Origin of the sequence: Nocardia uniformis NBRC 13702 (assembly GCF_001613345.1) — a bacterium.
Classification (GTDB): domain Bacteria; phylum Actinomycetota; class Actinomycetes; order Mycobacteriales; family Mycobacteriaceae; genus Nocardia; species Nocardia uniformis.
Genome location: NZ_BDCE01000072.1, coordinates 13,255 through 32,201, shown reverse-complemented (window position 1 = coordinate 32,201; position 18,947 = coordinate 13,255). Strand labels below are relative to the sequence as shown.

At 67.2% G+C, this 18,947-nt stretch carries 15 protein-coding genes; 9 read left to right on the top strand and 6 right to left on the bottom strand.

Annotation, left to right across the window (positions count from 1 at the left end; translation table 11 throughout):
- Positions 1-232: 232 nt before the first annotated feature.
- Both aosR and clpS read right to left on the bottom strand, forming a co-directional pair.
- Entirely contained in the window at positions 233-802 is a 570-nt protein-coding gene (gene aosR, locus NU1_RS26725) for an oxidative stress transcriptional regulator AosR (protein WP_067525523.1), read from the bottom strand.
- Positions 803-824: 22 nt separating this feature from the next.
- Positions 825-1,181: an ATP-dependent Clp protease adapter ClpS gene (gene clpS / locus NU1_RS26720; RefSeq protein WP_157553076.1), complete on the bottom strand. Its 357-nt coding sequence runs from the start codon at positions 1,179-1,181 to the stop codon at positions 825-827.
- A gap of 134 nt (positions 1,182-1,315) precedes the next feature.
- Between clpS and NU1_RS26715 the strand changes: the two genes are divergently transcribed.
- Both NU1_RS26715 and NU1_RS26710 read left to right on the top strand, forming a co-directional pair.
- Positions 1,316-2,629, top strand: coding sequence for a nicotinate phosphoribosyltransferase (locus NU1_RS26715; protein WP_067525521.1), 1,314 nt, complete (start codon positions 1,316-1,318; stop codon positions 2,627-2,629).
- A 151-nt stretch (positions 2,630-2,780) separates the two neighbouring features.
- Complete coding sequence (locus tag NU1_RS26710; RefSeq protein WP_067525519.1) at positions 2,781-3,347, top strand: nicotinamidase; 567 nt, start codon at positions 2,781-2,783, stop codon at positions 3,345-3,347.
- 357 nt (positions 3,348-3,704) lie between these two features.
- Here the strand turns inward: NU1_RS26710 and NU1_RS26705 are convergent, their stop codons facing one another.
- A complete protein-coding gene (locus tag NU1_RS26705; protein ID WP_067525517.1) occupies positions 3,705-4,565 on the bottom strand; it encodes a metallophosphoesterase family protein in 861 nt (286 codons plus the stop codon).
- Between the two features lie 205 nt (positions 4,566-4,770).
- On the opposite strand from NU1_RS26705, the gene NU1_RS26700 reads away from it, so the two are divergent.
- Positions 4,771-6,828 (top strand): ATP-dependent DNA helicase, encoded by a 2,058-nt coding sequence (locus NU1_RS26700; protein ID WP_067525762.1) that lies wholly within the window; start codon positions 4,771-4,773, stop codon positions 6,826-6,828.
- Positions 6,829-7,002: 174 nt separating this feature from the next.
- On the opposite strand, the gene NU1_RS26695 is transcribed toward NU1_RS26700, so the two are convergent.
- The 3 genes from NU1_RS26695 to glgP form a co-directional block, all read right to left on the bottom strand.
- On the bottom strand, positions 7,003-7,551 hold the full coding sequence (locus NU1_RS26695; protein WP_067525515.1) for a DoxX family protein: 549 nt from the start codon (positions 7,549-7,551) through the stop codon (positions 7,003-7,005).
- A 162-nt stretch (positions 7,552-7,713) separates the two neighbouring features.
- Entirely contained in the window at positions 7,714-9,078 is a 1,365-nt protein-coding gene (locus tag NU1_RS26690; protein ID WP_067525513.1) for an NCS2 family permease, read from the bottom strand.
- Between the two features lie 233 nt (positions 9,079-9,311).
- A complete protein-coding gene (gene glgP, locus NU1_RS26685) occupies positions 9,312-11,879 on the bottom strand; it encodes an alpha-glucan family phosphorylase (RefSeq protein ID WP_067525511.1) in 2,568 nt (855 codons plus the stop codon).
- A 127-nt stretch (positions 11,880-12,006) separates the two neighbouring features.
- On the opposite strand from glgP, the gene NU1_RS26680 reads away from it, so the two are divergent.
- From NU1_RS26680 to NU1_RS26655, 6 genes are all read left to right on the top strand, one after another.
- Positions 12,007-12,657: a PaaI family thioesterase gene (locus NU1_RS26680; protein WP_067525509.1), complete on the top strand. Its 651-nt coding sequence runs from the start codon at positions 12,007-12,009 to the stop codon at positions 12,655-12,657.
- 355 nt (positions 12,658-13,012) lie between these two features.
- Complete coding sequence (locus tag NU1_RS26675) at positions 13,013-14,425, top strand: condensation domain-containing protein (protein WP_067525507.1); 1,413 nt, start codon at positions 13,013-13,015, stop codon at positions 14,423-14,425.
- Positions 14,425-15,885 carry a hypothetical protein gene (locus NU1_RS26670; RefSeq protein ID WP_157553073.1) on the top strand — a complete coding sequence of 487 codons (1,461 nt, stop codon included), beginning with the start codon at positions 14,425-14,427 and terminating at the stop codon, positions 15,883-15,885. The genes NU1_RS26675 and NU1_RS26670 overlap by 1 nt, the downstream gene beginning before the upstream one ends.
- Complete coding sequence (locus NU1_RS26665; protein ID WP_084521833.1) at positions 15,882-17,162, top strand: glycosyltransferase; 1,281 nt, start codon at positions 15,882-15,884, stop codon at positions 17,160-17,162. Before NU1_RS26670 ends, NU1_RS26665 begins: the two co-directional genes overlap by 4 nt.
- Positions 17,159-18,115, top strand: coding sequence for an ATP-binding cassette domain-containing protein (locus NU1_RS26660; RefSeq protein WP_067525501.1), 957 nt, complete (start codon positions 17,159-17,161; stop codon positions 18,113-18,115). Before NU1_RS26665 ends, NU1_RS26660 begins: the two co-directional genes overlap by 4 nt.
- Positions 18,112-18,939, top strand: coding sequence for an ABC transporter permease (locus NU1_RS26655; protein WP_067525499.1), 828 nt, complete (start codon positions 18,112-18,114; stop codon positions 18,937-18,939). The genes NU1_RS26660 and NU1_RS26655 overlap by 4 nt, the downstream gene beginning before the upstream one ends.
- The last annotated feature ends 8 nt before the right edge of the window (positions 18,940-18,947 follow it).

The following is an 18,947-nucleotide window of genomic DNA, read 5'->3' as shown; positions in this document are numbered from 1 at the left end:
CGCTATCCGGCGCGCTTACCAGCCACCTTGGTCATCCCGGCGCGCTTACCAGCCGCCGTCGTCATCCCGGAATGCTTGCGCGCCACCGTCGTCATCCCGGCGTGTTTTGGCCGGGATCCACCACTTCGATAGGTGTGGATTCCGGCCAAAAGCACGCCGGAATGACGGGGTGTCGGGGGATGACAGGGGGTGTCGGGGAGGACACGGCAGGGCCGGGTTCCCGGGTGCTGCGTCAGGGAGCGAGGGCCTGGAGTAGCGAATCCTGCATCCACGTCAGCCAGTGGTAGACGTCCAAGTGCGGGGCGCGGGGGTCGTCCGAATCGAAGCTATCCGGTGTTTCGGTGCTGATGTCCAGGGCCGTGCCGAGGGCGAGGCGAATGTCATTGACGGCGGTGAGCCAGGCGTCGGCCTGTTCGGGACTGAGCGTGACCTTGCCGCCCTCCGGCGGCAGGGTTTCCAGCACCACCTGCCCCGCGGCCACCTTGGCCTCGATGATGTCGGGTTCGTGCAGGCTGCGCAGGGCACTATTGAGATCGGCGCGGTCGGCGTCGGGAGACCCGGGCTCCTTGCGGTGGAATTCGGGGAGCAGGCGGCGCAGCCGGGGGTCGTCGGGCGGGGTGGTGTTGCCCATCTGTAGCCCGGTCAGCGCGGCCAGGTCGTCCTCGGGTGCCGCACGGGCACGGTCGGTCAGCAGTCCGGTGACGGCACCGACGAGGGAGCGCAGTACCTCCGCCTCATGGGCGTCCATTTCGGACCGCAGTTTCAGCCCGCCCAGCGAGTTCTTCCTGCTCCACTTCCGCACGGGCCTACCGTAGTCGCCCTCGTCAGTCGTCACGCTGCATGGTCGCCCACAGGCCGGCCGAGTGTAGGCGTTGCACGTCGTGTTCCATCTTGTCTCGCGACCCGGACGACACGACTGCCTTGCCATCGTTGTGCACCTTCAGCATCAGCTCGGTTGCTTTCCCTTTGCTGTAGCCGAACAGCTTCTGGAAGATGTAGGTGACATAGTGCATGAGATTGACCGGGTCGTCCCAGACCACGGTCACCCACGGCCGATCCTCGGCCTCCAGAACCTCGGTGTGCTCGATCGCCTCAGGCGTCGCTTGTGCCGCCGACAGTGTCACGTTCGTGCCGACCGGACCGGCGGCGACCCGGACAGCGTCTTCTGTGCACAGACCCATAACAACCAGGGTACGACTCAGCTCCGGAGAAACAACAGCCCATCCGACACGCCGGGAGTGGCGCGTTATGCGATCCGGCGGTCGGGCGTGGCTTGAAACACCGAGACTGGTCGGCTTGTGCCTACAGTGGGCGGGTGAAGATCGCTGACGGCGTTACCAGCACCGCACTACTGACCGACCAGTACGAGCTGACCATGTTGGCGGCGGCGCTGGCCGATGGATCAGCGCATCGGAACTGCACCTTCGAGGTATTCGCCCGCCGCTTGCCGCACGGTCGACGCTACGGGGTGGTCGCGGGCACCGGGCGCCTGCTGGCGGCGCTGGCCGAGTTCCGCTTCGGCGAACCCGAGCTCGCGATCGTGTCGAAGTTCCTGGATACCCGGACCGTGGAGTGGCTGCGCGACTATCGATTCACCGGCGATATCGACGGCTATCCGGAGGGCGAGCTCTTCTTCCCCGGCTCCCCCATCGTCACCGTGCGCGGCACCTTCGCCGAATGCGTACTGCTGGAAACCCTCATCCTGTCGATCTACAACCACGACAGCGCCATCGCCGCGGCCGCCGCGCGCATGGTCAGTGTCTGCGGGGGCCGCCGCATGATCGAAATGGGGTCGCGACGCACCCACGAACTGGCGGCCCCGGCCAGCGCCCGTGCCGCCTACCTGGCCGGATTCGACGCCACCTCGAATCTGGAGGCGGCCCGCACCTTCGGGGTGCCGACTGCGGGCACTTCCGCGCACGCCTTCACCCTGCTGCACAGCGGAGCCGATGGCGCCCATGAGGCGGCCGCCTTCCGCAGCCAGGTGGATGCACTCGGTGTCGGCACCACCCTGCTGGTGGACACCTTCGACATCACCAATGGCGTGGCTACCGCCATAGAGGTCGCCGGACCCGAATTGGGCGGTGTGCGTATCGATTCCGGTGATCTCGGCGTACTGGCGCGACAGGTGCGCGAACAGCTCGACGCACTCGGTGCGACCCGCACCAAGATCGTGGTGTCGGGCGATCTGGACGAATACGCCATCGCATCACTGCGCGCGGAACCCGTCGACGCGTACGGCGTGGGCACCTCGCTGGTTACCGGCTCCGGCGCGCCCACCGCGGGCATGGTCTACAAACTGGTCGAGGTCGACGGCGTACCGGTGGCGAAGCGCAGCTCCCACAAGGAATCTCGCGGCGGCACCAAGGCCGCCATCCGACTGGCGCGGCACACCGGCACCATTGTGGAAGAGATTGTCTACCCCGCTTCCGCCGCCCGCCCCGAACTCAATGGCTACGAGGTCCGCGAGCTGCGGACCCCGCTGGTCCGTGGCGGCGAGGTGCTAGCCGATCAGCCGACCCTGCGCGAGAGCCGCGAGCTGCTGGCGCGCGGACTGGTCAGCCTGCCCTGGGAAGGCCTGAAACTCTCCGCCGGCGATCCGGCGATTCCGACAACCTTCGTGCGCTGAGCCGACGCACCGAGTACCCGCGAGGCGGAATCGGCTTCTCGTCGCACACCGCGGCCGCACCCGAATTCGGCCCCGTGGACCGGGCGCTGATGGCGGGGCAGAATGCAATTAGCAGGCATAACGCCACAGTTTCACCCGGGAGGTGCACCCTATGAGCCGAGCCCTGATCGTCGTCGATGTGCAGAATGACTTCTGCGAAGGCGGAGCGCTGGCCGTCGAAGGGGGCGCGGCGGTAGCGGACCGCATTACCGAATATCTGGCGGTCTCCGACTACTCCGCCGTCGTGGCCACCCGCGACTTCCACATCGACCCGGGACCGCACTTCTCCGCCACCCCCGACTATGTCGACTCGTGGCCGCCGCACTGCCGCGCGAACACCCCCGGGGCCGAATTCCACCCCGACCTGAATCTGAAGCCCATCGAGGAGATCTTCTCCAAGGGTGCCTACAGCGCCGGGTATTCCGGCTTCGAAGGCACCGCGGCCGATGGCACCGCCCTCGCCGACTGGCTGCGCACCCACGGCATCGACGCCGTCGACATCTGCGGTATCGCCACCGACCACTGCGTCCGCGCCACCGCCCTCGACGCCCAGGCGGCAGGCTTCGAAACCCGCGTGCTCCTCGGCCTCACGGCGGCCGTCGCCCTGGACACGACCGAGCGGGCCATCGACCAATTGCATTCCGCCGGAGTCGAATTGGCGGGCACACTGGAGCGCTGACGGCGTCGCACGATCTCCGCCACCCGGCACGCGACCCGTCAGCCACTCCGGCACCCACACCCGTCCGCCACCGCCGTCAACCACACCGTCACCGGCCGTCTGCCGGGATGCCCTTCCCTCCCCGTCATCCCGGCGTGCTTTTGGCCGGGATGACGAGGGCGGCCACACGCCGGAGAGAACGCCACATGCCGGAGAAAGCGCCTCACGCCGGAATTACGCGAGCGATCACACCCCGGAGAGAACGCCTCACGCCGGAATTACGCGAGCGGCCACCCGCCGGAACTACAGGAGTGGCAGCACGCCGGAATTACGCGAACGCGCGTGCCACACGGACGGCATGCCGGGGCGTCGGGACTTTCAGCGCGCCGCCAGCGGAATGCCCGCTGTCTCACGGGAATACGGCAGCGGCAGCAGGTACCAGGAGTCGTCGCGGTGGTAGTCGGAGCGCGGGGAGGCGTCCGGGTCGGCGGCCAGCCCTTCGACGCGGGTCGGTTTGCCCTCACCGGACCAGATCTGGTCGGTGTAGCGGTAGTGCAGGTGGCCGTGGAAGAGCACCGCGGGGTGGAGGGTTTCCACTACGCGCTGGATGCGGGCCTGGTTCGGCAGGCAGTCGGGATGCTTCTTGCGGTTGAAGTCGGGGTGGGAGTCGCGGGGCTTGTCATGGGTGAACAGGATGTCGGCGGGTGAGCTGTCGGCCTCGAGCAGGGCGTCGAGTTCCGCGTCGGTCATCTGCTCCTCGGGGAACCACAGCGAGCCCGCGGTGACGCGCTCGCGCGATGTGCCGTATCTGCGGCGCTCGTTCGGCTTGGCCGCGCGCTGCGCCTCCCAGTCCAGTCGCCGCTGCTTATCCACCGAGTACGCGCCGCCGAAGGCCGCGAACCGGGTGTCGTCCCAGGTCCACCGGTGGCCGCGGGGGGCGTAGCGAATATGGCTGCGGCAGGTGAGAAAGCCCTCGTCGTCGCGTTTCTCGTCGTAGAGCTCGTGAATGAGCGAGGTCTTGTCGTGATTGCCGTCGAGGAAGTACACCCGCACCCCCTCGCGACGGGCGGCCTTGTTCACCACTTCGAAGTAGCGTCGCCCCGAGGGCACGTGCTCCCATGCCCCGAAGTCGCCGACCGCGAAGATCCGATCGCACCCCTGCTTCTTCGCCTCGCGCAGCAAGGCCAGGGCATGACCGGTATTGCCGTGTAGATCGCCGATGACGAGTAGCTTCCCCATTCGCACCATCCTCCCAGTCGTGGACGGTCCGGTCATCCGCAATATCGCCATTTCGGCTCCCCCGACACCCCGGCAGGCTTGTGGCCGGGACCCACACCTCATGGCGCGTCAGCCCATCGCAGTGGATTCCGGCCACAAGCGCGCCGGAATGACGAGTGGTCGTACACGCATCCGCTTGTCGGCCCGGGTCAGTAGTCTGGCGGCCGTGCCCGAACTCCCACCGGTTCCGAAACTGTTGTCCGCTGCCGTCGAGGCACTGGGTGGAAAGGAGCGCACCGGCCAGCAGACCATGGCGGCGGCGGTAGCGCACTCCATCGACACGGGCGAACATCTGGCGGTACAGGCCGGCACCGGCACCGGTAAGTCGCTCGCCTACCTGGTGCCGAGCCTGCGCCACGCGGTACGCACCGGACGGACCGTGGTGGTGTCCACCGCGACCATCGCCCTGCAACGACAGCTGGTGGACCGGGACCTGCCGCGGTTGTCCGAGGCGCTGTCGCAGCAGCTGGGCCGGGTGGCGAAGTTCGCGATCCTCAAGGGCCGCAACAACTATCTGTGCCTCAACAAAATCAACAGCGTCATTCCGGACGAACCGGCCGAGGCCGAACTGTTCGACGCCTTCGCCATCTCCCGCCTGGGCCGCGAGGTACAGCGGCTCAATGAATGGGCCTCCGATACCGAGACCGGCGACCGCGACGAACTCGCCCCGGGTGTGACCGATCGGGCCTGGCGACAGGTCAGCGTCACCTCCCGCGAATGCGTGGGCAAATCCCGCTGCGCCTTCGGCGTGGACTGCTTCGCCGAACGCGCCCGCGCCGAATCCGGTGCGGCCGATGTGGTGGTCACCAATCACGCGCTGCTGGCCATCGACGCCATCAGCGGTATCCAGGTACTGCCCGAACACGATGTGGTGGTTGTGGACGAGGCACACGAACTCGTCGACCGGGTGACGGGCGTGGCCACCGCCGAACTGTCCACCGCCGCCATCAGCGCCGCCGCCAAACGCTGCACCAAGCTCGTCGACGAGCGCGAGGTGGACCGCCTCGAGGGCGCGGCGGAGGCCTGGCACACCTACCTCGACGAACTGCCCGCGGGCCGCTGGGACACCCTGCCCGACGGCGCGGCCGCGGTGCTGGCGCTCATTCGCGATGCCGCCTGGAATGCCCGCACCGCATTGAACCCGCAGGGTTCCAGTGCGCCACAGGGCGATCCGGAGGCCGCCGCCGCCCGCAACCAGGCCGTGGCCGCCGTCGAGGATGTGCACGATGCCGCCGTCCGCGTCCTGGAAACGTTCACCGAATCCGACCCGGCCGCGCACCGCGATGTCATTTGGCTGGCCGTGGACGAGATGCGCGGTATCCCCCGCCGCACCCTGCATATGGCCCCGCTGTCGGTGGGCGGTCTGCTGCGCAGCCGCCTGTTCGGCACCGCCACGGTGATTTTGGCGTCGGCCACCCTCCAGGTCGGCGGCTCCTTCGACAATCTGGCCGTCACCTGGGGCCTGCCGCCGCAGTCCGGCGGTCGAGTGGATCCGGCCCTGGCCAATGGCGCGCAGGCGCCCTCGGATGCGGAGCAGGTGCGGTGGAACTCCCTCGACGTGGGTTCGCCCTTCGATCACGGCAAGGCCGGAATCCTGTACGTGGCAAAGCATCTCCCGGCGCCCGGCCGCGACGGCCTGCCCACCGCCTATCTCGATGAGATCGAACGCCTGGTTCGCGCCGCCGGTGGCCGCACCCTGGGTCTGTTCTCCTCCATGCGAGCGGCCAAGGCGGCCACCGAGATTCTGCGCGAACGCCTCGACACCCCGGTGCTGTGCCAGGGCGACGACGCCACCGGCGCACTGGTTCGCAAATTCGCCGACGATCCGGAGACCTCACTATTCGGCACGCTGTCGCTGTGGCAGGGCGTGGATGTGCCGGGCCCCTCGCTGAGTCTGGTGATCCTGGACCGTATTCCGTTTCCCCGCCCCGACGATCCGCTACTGGTGGCGCGCCAGCGCGCGGTGGAATCGCGGGGCGGAAACGGCTTCCTGTCGGTGGCGGCCAATCACGCGGCGCTCCTGCTGGCGCAGGGCACCGGGCGACTGCTGCGCAGCGTGGATGATCGCGGCGTCATCGCCATTCTGGATTCGCGGTTGGCGACGGCGCGATACGGCGGATATCTGCGCGCCTCACTGCCGCCGTATTGGGAAACTTCCGATCCCGAATTGGTAGCCAAGGCATTGCGACGATTGACCGGAACCGCCGTTCCGGCGTCGACGTAAACGCACAAAGCGGAAACCACCGCTGTGAAACCAATCACAGCGGTGGCTCTTACTTCCGTATAGAAGTAAATTGACTGGCGGTACTCCGATGCACCCCAATTCCCACATCGAAGTATCCGTGGTCCCCGCGCCAAGCCCTGCACGCGGCGCGGGGACACATTATGTCCCTCGAATTCAGAGAGCGGCCTTCAGGATCAGCGTGAGCACGCCCGTCACGACGGCCAGGGCGACTGCGGCCAAGCCCCACAGCACACCCTGACGAGCCCACGGCCGACCGGCATCCAGCGAGTACCGGCCCGGACCGGTGAAGGCGATAGCGGCGGCCGCCAGCGCGAACAGCACACCCATCTCCCACACGGCGAACCCGGCGGACCAGGTCACATTGACGATATTGATCGTCGTGCCCAGCACGATGGCCGCGGCCAGCGGGGTGAACAGGCCCAGCAGCAACAGCAGGCCGCCGCCCAGTTCGGACAGGCCCGCGAGGGTACCGAAGAGCTTGCCCGGGTTGTAGCCCATGCCGTCGAACATGCCCTGGGTGGCTTCCAGGCCGTAGCCGTTGAACCAGCCGAAGAGCTTTTGCGCGCCGTGCACGGCGAACAAGCCACCGAAGCCGATACGCAGGATGAGCAGGCCGATATCGGTCGCGGTGGCGTCGATGCCATCGCGCGCTGCCAGCGCGTCGCGAAGTGCGGTGGTCTTGTCGGAGGTCGGTGCGGTCATGATCAGTTCCTCATCTGGTCGACTGCGTTTCACGCGATCAAGCGGACCGTAGTCCGCTTAACCATCTCGCTCGGTACCCAACTACCGAGCACGGCAGCCTATTCCGCCACAGGTGAAAAACAGTGTAATCCTGGTTACACCGCAGCGACGAGGAGCCGAAAGCTACTCGGCGAGGAAGAAGAAGTAGGCCAGGAATACGACCACCAGCGCCCACATGACCGGATGCACCTCACGGGCGCGGCCTTTCGCCACCATAATCACCGGGTAGAAGAGCAAACCCATCGCAATGCCATTGGCGATGGAGAAGGTCAGCGGCATCATGATCACGGTGATAAAGGCCGGGACCGCGTATTCGAGCTTTTCCCATTCAATCTCACCGAGTGCCCGCGACATGAGCACGCCCACCACGATCAACGCGGGCGCGGTCACCGCCGGTACACCCGCCACCACCGCGAACAGCGGGAAGAAGAACATGGCGAGCAGGAACCAGAAGGCCGCGGAAACCGCCGTCAGACCCGTGCGGCCACCCGCCGAAACACCGGCCGTGGATTCCACATAGGCGGTGGTGGTCGAGGTGCCGATAATCGCGCCCGCGGCGGTGCCGATCGAATCGGATGCCAGCGCCTGACCGGCCCGGTCCAACTTGCCGTCCTTGGTGAGCAGCCCGGCGTGGTGCGCGACCCCGATCAGGGTGCCGGCGCCATCGAAGAAATCGACGAACAGCATCGTCAGTACGACAATGACCATCTTCTCGTTGGTGAAGACGTTCGGCAGATGGATGACGGCCTGCCCGAAGGTCTGATCCAGGCCGTGCGGCAGCGATACCAGCCCGTCGGGCAGCTTCACCAATCCGCTGATCATGCCGACCACGGCGGTGGCGAGAATGCCGTACAGGACCGCACCGTGCCACTTCAGCACCATGAAGATGACGGTCAGCACCAGGCCGAGCAGCGCCAAAAGGGTAGTGCCCTCGTGGAAGTCACCCAGGTGTACGAAGGTCGCCTCGTTAGCCACCACGATGCCCGCGCTCTTCAGGCCGAGGAAGGCCACGAACAGGCCGATACCCGCACCCACCGCCAGCTTCATCTGCATGGGGATGGCGTTGATGATCTTCTCGCGGACCTTGGTAATGGCCAGTACGAAGAAGATGATGCCGGACAGCAAGGTGCCCGACAGCGCCTCCTGCCACGGAATCCCCATGGAGAGCACGACCGTGTAGGCGAAGAAGGCATTGAGGCCCATACCCGGGGCCAGCGCCACCGGGTACCGCGCCCACAGGCCCATCACCAGGGTGCCGACCACGGCCGCCACGGCGGTCGCGGTGAATACGGCCTGCATGGGCATGCCCTTATCGCCCAGAGGACCCGCGTCGCCGAGCACCATCGGATTGACGGCGAGAACGTAGGACATCGCCAGGAAGGTGACGGTTCCGGCCATGAGCTCGCGCTTCACGGTCGAACCGTGGCCGCTGATGCCGAAGTACGCGTCGACTCGCCCCTTGGCCCGCGCCAAGACGTCGGTGGTCATGTGGTGTTTTCTCCAGTCGGCCGGAAGATACAGCAGGTGCCCAGGGCACCGTAGCTGTCGCGTACCGGTCGCCCGCATCCGACCCGGCGAATTGTGAGCAAATCCTGTGACCTGATACGGCCACGGCACACCCGTCATTCCGGCACGCTTGTGGCCGGAATCCACACGATCCGGTGTGATACATCACGGCGTGGATCCCGGCCGAAAGCACGCCGGGAGGACGCGGTGCGCCGCTACGGGCTGGGTGAGGCGATCAGTCCGAGCTCCGCGTCGGTGGCCAGCAGGTCGTGGTGCGGGAGGATGCGGATGGTGTAGCCGACCGCGCCCGACAGCGGGACCGGGGTTTCCACCTCGAAAATGTCTGTGCCGGACTCGGATCCGGTGTGAATCATCGGTGCGGTGGTGACATCGGAGAGGTCGTCGGTGGTCGAGACGCGCCCGAGGACGGCCTGCACCGAGATATCGGCCGGAGTGAGGCCGCCGAGGTCGATGCGGGCCCGGAGGAACAGCGTCGCGCCGATGATCGGGATATCCGGCAGACCCGAGCTGTCCACCTGAATGAACTTCACTCCGGGCCAGGCGGATTCGATGCGGCGGCGATACTCCGCGAGCGCGCTGGCTCCGGCGAAATCATCCTGCGCGATCGCACGGAATGCCGTGGCCGCGGGCCGGTAGTACTCGACCGCGTAGTCACGAACCATGCGCGAGGCCAATACCTTCGGCCCCAGGGTCTGCAAGGTGTGGCGGACCATTTCCATCCAGCGCACCGGCATACCGTCGACACCGCGGTCGTAGAAACGCGGCAGCACAGCGCGTTCCAGGAGTTCGTAGAGCGCCGCGGCCTCCAGGTCGTCGCGGCGGTGGTCGTCGCGCACGCCGTCGGCGGTGGGGATGGCCCAGCCGTTCTCGCCGTCGTACATCTCATCCCACCAACCGTCGCGGATGGAGAGATTCAGGCCGCCATTGAGCGCCGATTTCATTCCCGAGGTACCGCACGCCTCCAGCGGGCGCAGCGGATTGTTCAGCCACACATCGCATCCCCGGTACAGGTACCGGGCCATGGACATGTCGTAGTCGGGCAGGAAGACAATGCGATGGCGCACCTCGGGATCATCGGCGAAGCGCACGATCTGCTGGATGAGCGCCTTACCGCCATCGTCGGCGGGATGGGATTTACCGGCCACCACCAACTGCACCGGCCGGTCCGGATCCAGCAGCATCGCCTTCAACCGCTCCGGATCGCGCAGCATGAGGGTCAGCCGCTTATAGGTGGGCACGCGTCGAGCGAAGCCGACGGTGAGCACATTCGGGTCGAAAACCTCATCGACCCAACCGAGTTCGGCCGGGGCCGCGCCACGTTCCAGCCAGGATGCCCGCACGCGGCGGCGAACCTCGTCGACGAGGACGGCGCGCAGGGTATTTCGCGTCGACCACAGTTCGCCGAGATCGACGGTGCCGATCTCCTCCCAGCCGCGCGCCTCCTCCACCAGTTCGTCGCCGATGAGTTCGCGGGCCTTGTCGATCCATTCGCGCGCCGCCCAGGTGGGCGCGTGCACACCATTGGTCACCGAACCGATCGGCACCTCGGTGGCATCGAAACCGGTCCACAGCGGCGCGAACATATTCCGGCTGACCTCGCCGTGCAGCCGCGAAACGCCATTGGCGCGCTGTGCCAGCCGCAGCCCCAGGTGCGCCATATTGAAGATCGACGGGTCGGCCTCGCGACCCATGGCCAGAATGCGATCCACCGAAATACCCGGCAGCAGCACCGATTCACGGTCTCCGTGCGCACCGCCGAAGTAGCGGCGCACCAGCCCGGCCGCGAACCGGTCGATACCGGCCGGAACCGGGGTGTGCGTCGTGAATACGGTTCCGGCCCGCACCGCGGTGAGCGCGGCGTCGAAATCCAGTCCGGCGACCATGAATTCGCGAATGCGCTCGATACCGAGGAAGCCGGCGTGGCCCTCGTTCATATGGAAGACATCGGGGTCGGGCAGACCATTGGCTCGGGTGTAGGCGCGCACCGCCCGCACCCCGCCGACACCCGCCAGAATCTCCTGTTTGATGCGATGGTCCTGGTCGCCGCCGTAGAGCCGGTCGGTGACGGCGCGCAGTTCCGGATCATTGTCGGCGATATCGGAATCCAGCAGCAGCAGCGGAATTCGACCCACCTGCGCGACCCACACCCGCGCCCGCAGCACGCGGCCCTCCGGCATGGGCACGTGCAGCAGCACCGGCACCCCGCCATCGGTGAGCTGGCGCAGCGGCAGCCCCTGCGGATCCAGTGCCGGGTAGTGCTCGGCCTGCCAGCCATCGGCGGTCAGCGATTGCCGGAAGTAGCCGGACCGGTACAGCAGTCCCACCCCGATGAGCGGCAACCCGAGATCCGAGGCCGCCTTCAAATGGTCGCCGGCCAGAATGCCCAGCCCGCCCGAATAGTTCGGCAGCACCTCGGTAACGCCGAACTCCATGGAGAAGTAGGCGATTCCGGTCGGCCCGCCGTCCTGGCGCTGGAACCAGCGCGGTCGTGTCAGATAGTCGTGTAGATCGGCCGCGGCGGCGTCCACCCGCCGCGTGTAGCCCGCATCGGCGGCGAGTTCATCCAGCCGCGCGGCGGGCACCTCGCCCAGCATTCGCACCGGATCGCGTCGAACCTCGACCCACAGTTCGGGATCCAGTTCGGCGAACAGATCCTGCGTCGGCCCGTGCCAGGACCAACGCAGGTTGGTCGCCAGTTCGGTCAGCGCGGTGAGCCGCTCGGGCAGATGGGCGCGGACGGTGAATCGACGCAGTGCCTTCACCCGAACGACAGTACCGGGTCGGACACCACCCGCAGTCCGATACCGCGTGGTAGCGCTCACCACCGACAATGCGGTTCCGGGGCAGGGTCCGCGCGAGCATCCGACCGGCAACCGATAACGTGTTCTTATGACTGAGCAGCAGGTCGAGTCGACGCCGACCGCCGAGCATCACGAAGGCGGATTCCGGCCGATCGAGGAGCTCGGGCGGGACAACTCCGTGGGCGGACCGCATTACGGGGAGCTCATCGAGCAGGTGCGTGGACTGATGGATCGGGTCCGGCTCTCCGCCCCGACCGATGAGGTGGCCCTGGATGCCATCGCCATGTTGAAGCAGCTCAATGACCGGCTCGACGAATCGGTCGTCGATGAGTGGTCGACCCCGACCTGGCGACGCCACGACCTGCCCTCGCGCGGCAATATCACCCTGCCGCCGTTCTGGATCGATCGCGCGGGCAGCGACGGCGTGGACGCCCGCATCACCTTCCGCACCTTCCACCTCGGCGGCAATGGCGCGGCGCACGGCGGACATATCGCGCTCGGGTTCGATGATCTGCTCGGTATGACGGCGGCGGTACACACCAAACAGGTCACCCGCACCGCCTCCCTCACCATCGACTACCGCTCGATTACGCCGCTGAACACCGAGTTGCAGGTGCATGCCTGGGTCGAGCGGCAGGAGGGCCGCAAGGTCTACGTGCGCGCCACCCTCGCGGACGGTGAGCGGCTGTGCGCCGAGGCGCACGGCCTGTTCATCGTGCTCAAGCCCGGTCAAGCGTAAAAATCGCGTTGCGCATCACTTTATTGGTCAAGTGAACAATTCCTTAAGGGTATTCACTCACCATTCACAGTTCCGTCCCATTTGTCCGATTAATACGGGATCGCGCTGAGCGCTGGGTCACATTTCGGTCCTGCGGCGGCCGACCGAACCCTGCTGTGACCACGCACACCCTGGAGTAGGACGACACGCGGTCGTATGTTCTAGCCACGCGGTTCGAAATGGAACCGATATTTCTCGAATTTCATCGTTCTCCGCCGACCACGGAAGTTCGGCAGGAACTCCCCGGCAGTATGCCGACGCCTGCGAATCCCTCTCGCGCGCCGCCGTAGACGCGCGTCGACAATCAGGAAACTCGATGGAATATACGCTCCTCTCGGATTTCGAAATTCGTCCCGGCCGACTCACCTTCTGGAGTGCCACGAATACCGCGGAATGGGCTCCCGATCCACGACCACTGTCCACCGCGCATACCGAATATTGCGCGAGTATCGATAATTCCGATTCCCGACCGGGACGCGGTCGCTGGATCGGCACGATCTTCGAAATGGACGCGCCGTTCGACCACGACGCGGTGCACACCATGACCCGGTGGTGGCACGCCCGACACGAGGGTCTGCGCACCACCGTCCACCGCGCCGCCGCCGAATGGCAGCGCCGCACCTGCTCCGAGACCGGTATCGAGGTCCGATCGGAGGGCGTCGACACCGTCACCGACTCCGAGGAACTCAATGACTTCCTCCGCGATGCGCTGGAGCTGCGACTGTCCCCGCTGATCTGGCCGCACTGCCTGATCGCCACCGTCGAACATGCCGATTCCAGGGATTTCACCGTGCTGGTCGCCGCCGACCACTCCGTTATGGATGCCTACGGTCAGCTGCTGGTGATCAGCGAGCTGCGGCGGCTCTATCACGCCGCCCTGGCCGAAGCTATTGTCCCGCCGTCGGAAACATCCACGGCCTCGGCCGAATTCGCCGCGGTGGAACGTTCGGCCGCGGCGGCGCTGACACCGGAATGCGAGGCGGTCGCCGTCTGGCGGGAGTTCCTGGCCGAATCCGGCGGTACCCTGCCGCGCTTCCATCCGGGCCCGGTCACCGCCGTTCAGGACCCCGACACCGCGGACGCGGCACAGCACAGCGTCTCGCGCTGGCTCCTCGACGCCGCGGAGGCCGACGCCTTCGAGGCGGCCCTGGATGCCGTGGGACACCGTGCGACAACCGGCGCCTTCGCCGCGCTCGCCCTGGCCGCACGGCAGCTGTTCCACACCTCGAATTTCCGCACCGTCATGCCGGTGGCGACCCGACCACCGCAGTGGGCGGAATCAATGGGTTGGTTCGTCAATATTCTGCCGGTCGATATCGAGCTGGGCGACCATACCGATTTCCGCGACGCATTGGATATCGCCCGTACCGCACTGAAACGGGCAAAACCCGCCGCAATGGCTCCCGCGTCGCGAGTATTCAACCTACTCGATATCGAGGACCGGCCGCGATTCGGGGCATCATTCGTGGATACGCGACGACTGCCGAATATCCGGACACTGGAGCGACTGCGCTGGCGGGCCCTGCGGGCAGACTCGCATTCCGCCGACGAGGTCTACTTCTGGATCAATCGGACCGTGCAGGGGCTGAATATCTCGACACGCTTCCCCGCTGCCTACTCGGATACAGCTATGCATCGCTATATCGATGAGATCGCGTCGATCCTTCGAAATTTCGGGGCCGCCGAGGCCGCTGGGCCGCGCGCCCTGCGCACAGAAGGAGCGGCGTAATGCGATTGGGCAGCCCCTCCGAACTATTGACCGCCGCCGTGCGGCCGGTCCTGCTGCGGCCCACCCCGGCGGCACACGCCGCCGCCGGTCGGGCGCCCGCCTCCAGCACGCCGCCATCATTTCTCCAGATGGATCATCTGCGTGCGGCGGCCGTCGATCCGGCGACCGCCGGGTCCGCGCAGCTCGGCGTTGTGGCCCGGATATCCGGCGACCCGGATATTGCCGCACTGACGGCCGCGACCGCCGACTTCGTCCGGGCACACGACGGTCTGCGCACCTGGTTCGCCCCTGTCGACGGTGGTTTCCTCCGATATATCGCCGCGCCCGAGGAGATGGCATTCGAGGCCGTGCCACTGCCGGGTCCGACCGATACGGCGTGGGCACCCGCCCTGATCGACCATTTCGCCCGCACCCTGAGCCCGTTCGCGTGGCCGTCGATCGGATTCGCGGCGGTGCCCGGCGTCGGTGGCTTCGATGTGGTGTACGTGGCCGATCACGCGTTCAGCGACGGCATTTCGCAGGCCGCGGCCGCGCGCGAGCTCACCGATCGCTACTACGCACATCGCGACGGCACCGTAACCACGTGGCCCGCGATAAATCCCGGTTCGGCGGCCCGGTACGCCGATACCGAGTACGCCCGCGCCGCCGACCGCGTCGAGGAGCTGTCGCCACACTGGCTGCGGGTACTGGCGGAGACCGGTTTCCGGTTGCCGCCACCCGGTCCGGAGCATCCGGAAATCACTGATGGACAACGCTATCCACGCTTTTTCCACACCGAGGTGCTACTCGAACCGGAAAAGGCACGGCGCTTCGACGCAGTGCTCGCCACTGCGGGGATCCGGCCATCGGCAGCGCTTTTCGCCACGCTCGCCCTCACCGATTTCGCCCGCATCGGGCAGCGGCGGTACACGGCACTCAATGTGGTGGCCACCCGTCGCGATGGCTACGCGACCGCACAGGGATGGCTGTGCAATTTCGTGCCGGTCACCTTCGCACTGGACGCCGATCCGGATTTCGCCGGTACCGCGACGGCCGCACGCACCGGTCTCGACCAGTGCCGCGCACTCGCCGCACTGCCCGCGCACGCCGCCCTCGCGCGGCTACTGGCGACCGGCCAGGGCAGCGAGATCGTCACGCGGGAACCGGGATTCGTCACCCTGATGGACGCGGGGACTGACGAGGATTCGGCTGCGGCGGATATTCGGATCTTCTCCGGGGAGGGGCTCACCTCGACCGTATCGAGCTGGCTCGTCCGTACCGACAGCTACTCGGTCACCTTCGGCGCACCGGATATTCCGGCGGTGCGCACTCGGCTCATCGACTACACGGCGGCGCTGCGTCGCACCCTCACCGCGGTCGCCACCACCGGTGAGTACCGCCCCGGCCTCCGTTCCGCTGACCAAACCATCGGCACGGCAGGCGAATCCGGGAAACCCAGACGGGAAGGCAGGGCGGCATGAGGATGCTCCTGGCTTTCGGCGGCAGTCGCGGCGATGCGCAGCCGGGCATACTCATAGCCCGCGAATTGCGCGAACGCGGCCACTGGGTGACGCTCGCGGTATCACCCAATCTGGTGGATTTCGCCGCGAGTCACGGGGTTGCGGCGCACGGATTCGGTCTCGACACCGGCGAACTGCTGCGCAGGCAATTGGCCACACGACGGCGTACCGCGAATCCGGTATCCCGGATCTCGGCCCTGCGGCGGCTCAACCAGCAGGGATTCACCGAGGCCGCCGAGGATCTGCTGGAATTGGCCGCCGGAACCGATGTGGTGGTGGGCGGTATGGCCAATGAGGAGGTGGGCGATGCGATTGCCGCGCACGGCGGGGTGCCGTTCGCGGCCGTGCATTTCTTCCCCATCCATCCCAACCGAGCCGTCGCCGTGCTGCCGAATCGGTTGGGCGCGTTCCTCCCCGGCGAGCTGAACCAGCTGGCCGGGTCCGCTGTCGTCCGGGCCCGCGCGTGGGCGCTGGCGCCGCCGCTGGCCGAACTGGCGCGGCGCGCTCCGGAGGCGGGACAACGCGCACCGCGTCTTGCCATCCAGGCGTTCGACGAGCGGCTATTTCCGGGTCTCGCCCAGGAGTGGGGTCCGCGGCGGCCCTTTACCGGTTTCGTCGTTCCCACCGCCGACGCACCGGCTTCGGCCCCGGATACGGCGCTCGCACAGTGGCTTTCGGCTGGCAGCGCACCGGTCTACGCCGGGTTCGGCTCCATGCCGGTGGGCGATACCGGTGCGCTGGTGGTGCTGCTGCGCGCGGCGTGCCGGAGTATCGGGCGGCGGCTGCTCTTCGTCTCCGGCTGGTCACGGACCGCACCGACCCTCACCGAGGATGTCGCGATCGTGCCCGCCGTCGACCATGCCTCGGTTCTGCCCCAATGCCTGGTGGCCATCCATCACGGCGGAGCCGGAACCACCGCCGCCGCCCTGCGGGCCGGGGTGCCCTCGGTGGTGTGCTCGTTCCTCGCCGATCAGCCCTACTGGGGGCGGCAGTTGCGGGTGCTGGGATTGGGCGCGACCACGCGATACTCCCGGCTCGACCGCCCCCGGCTCGAACGACTGCTCGGCTTCGCGTCCAGCGCGCCCGTCCGGCAACGCGCGCACGCCTTCGCCGCCGACTTCCGCGACGACGGCGCCCGGTGCGCGGCCGATGCCGTCGAGGCACTGGCCGCCGGGCATATCCTCCGAACCCATTCCCGTGCACTCACAGTCGCACCTGCCGAAAGGGAGCGGTTATGACGCCGAATCCAGCGATCGAAGCGCACGGCCTCGGCAAGAGTTTCGCCGCCGTCGCCGCGGTGGACGGTATCGATCTACTCGTGCCCGCCGGTTCGGTATTCGCACTGCTCGGACCGAACGGCGCGGGGAAGACCACCATGGTGCGCCTGCTGGCGACGCTGTTGCGTCCCGATCGCGGGCATGCGGAGATCTTCGGTCACGATCTGGTCCGCCAGGCCACCGCGGTGCGCTCCATGATCGGGCTCACCGGCCAGTACGCGGCCGTGGACGAAAGCCTGTCCGCCGATGAGAATCTCCGGATTTTCGGCCGCTTGCTCGGACTGTCGCGCCGGGCCGCCGCCGCCCGCTCCACCGAATTGCTGGAACAGTTCGATCTCACCGCCGCGGCCCGCCGCCCGGCGCGTACCTTCTCCGGCGGTATGCGTCGTCGCCTCGACTTGGCGGCGACGCTGATCACCCTGCCGCCCTTGATATTCCTGGACGAACCCACCACCGGACTGGATCCACGCACCCGGCAGAGCATGTGGTCGACGGTGCGGGAGCTGGTGGCGGGCGGTGCCACGATCCTGTTGACCACCCAGTATTTGGAGGAGGCCGACGCACTGGCCGACCGGATCGCGGTCATCGACCACGGCAGCGTGGTCGCCACCGGCACCGCCACCGAACTCAAGGATTCTCTCGGCGGACAGGTGCTGCGCGTTGAACTCGGCGATGCCACCCGGCTGGCCGCGGCCGTCGCGGTGGCCGAACGCCTCACCGGGACAACGGCGCGAATCAGCCCGGAGGGCGCGGCACTCGCGGTGGCGGTTCCGGATGCCGAAGCCGCCATGGCGGTCCTGCTCGAGTACCGCCGCACCGGAATACCGTTGCGCGGCTTCGGAATGGACCGTCCCGACCTGAACGAGGTGTTCTTCGCACTCACCAATCGGTCCTCGACGAAGGGAGCGGCATGACCGCCACCATTGCTGTCCCGACCACCCGGGTGACGCGAATCGACCGGCGGCCCCGGGTAATTCGCGTCGGCGCGGGGTCGGCGGCCCGGCAATCGATGATTATGGCGCTGCGCGGTCTGCTGGTATTCCGCCGCAGTCCCCAATTGCTGTTCGACGCCGTGCTGCTGCCGATCGCCGCGCCGGTCCTCTTCGGCAGTGTCTTCGGAACCGCCGTGGCGGGCAGTGTGACCGACTATCTGCCGATCCTGATCCCCGGGGTACTGGTGCAGATCATGCTCACCATGTCGGTGACCACCGGGGTGCAGCTCTGCGAGGATGTGCGGTCCGGTGTCTACGACCGTTTCGCCGCCATGCCGGTGGCCCGGCTGGCTCCCATCGCCGGTGCGCTCACCGCCGGGGTGGTGCGCTACACCATCGGGGCCACGGTGGTACTGCTGGTCGGCCGGGTCATGGGCTACCGCCCGGACCATCCACTCGGGCTGGTGGCCGCCGCAGTGCTGGTGGTATTCGTAACCACCGCGCTCAGTTGGGTTTTCGCGGTGGTCGGGGTTTCGGTGACACGACCGGCCGCCGTGCAGGGCATTTCCGGCCTGCTGCTCATGCTGCTCACCTGCGCCTCCAACGCTCTCGTCCCGACCTCGGCCATGCCCTCGTGGCTGCGCGCCATCTCCGACGTCAATCCGGTATCGCATCTGGTCTCGGCGGTGCGCACGCTCGCCGATACCGGTCGATTCGGCGGCGACGCCGTCTGGTCGGTGGCCACCGCACTGGTGGTCATGCTCGTATCGGCTCTTGTCACCGTGCGCGTGCTGCGGCCGCGCTGACCCCAGGG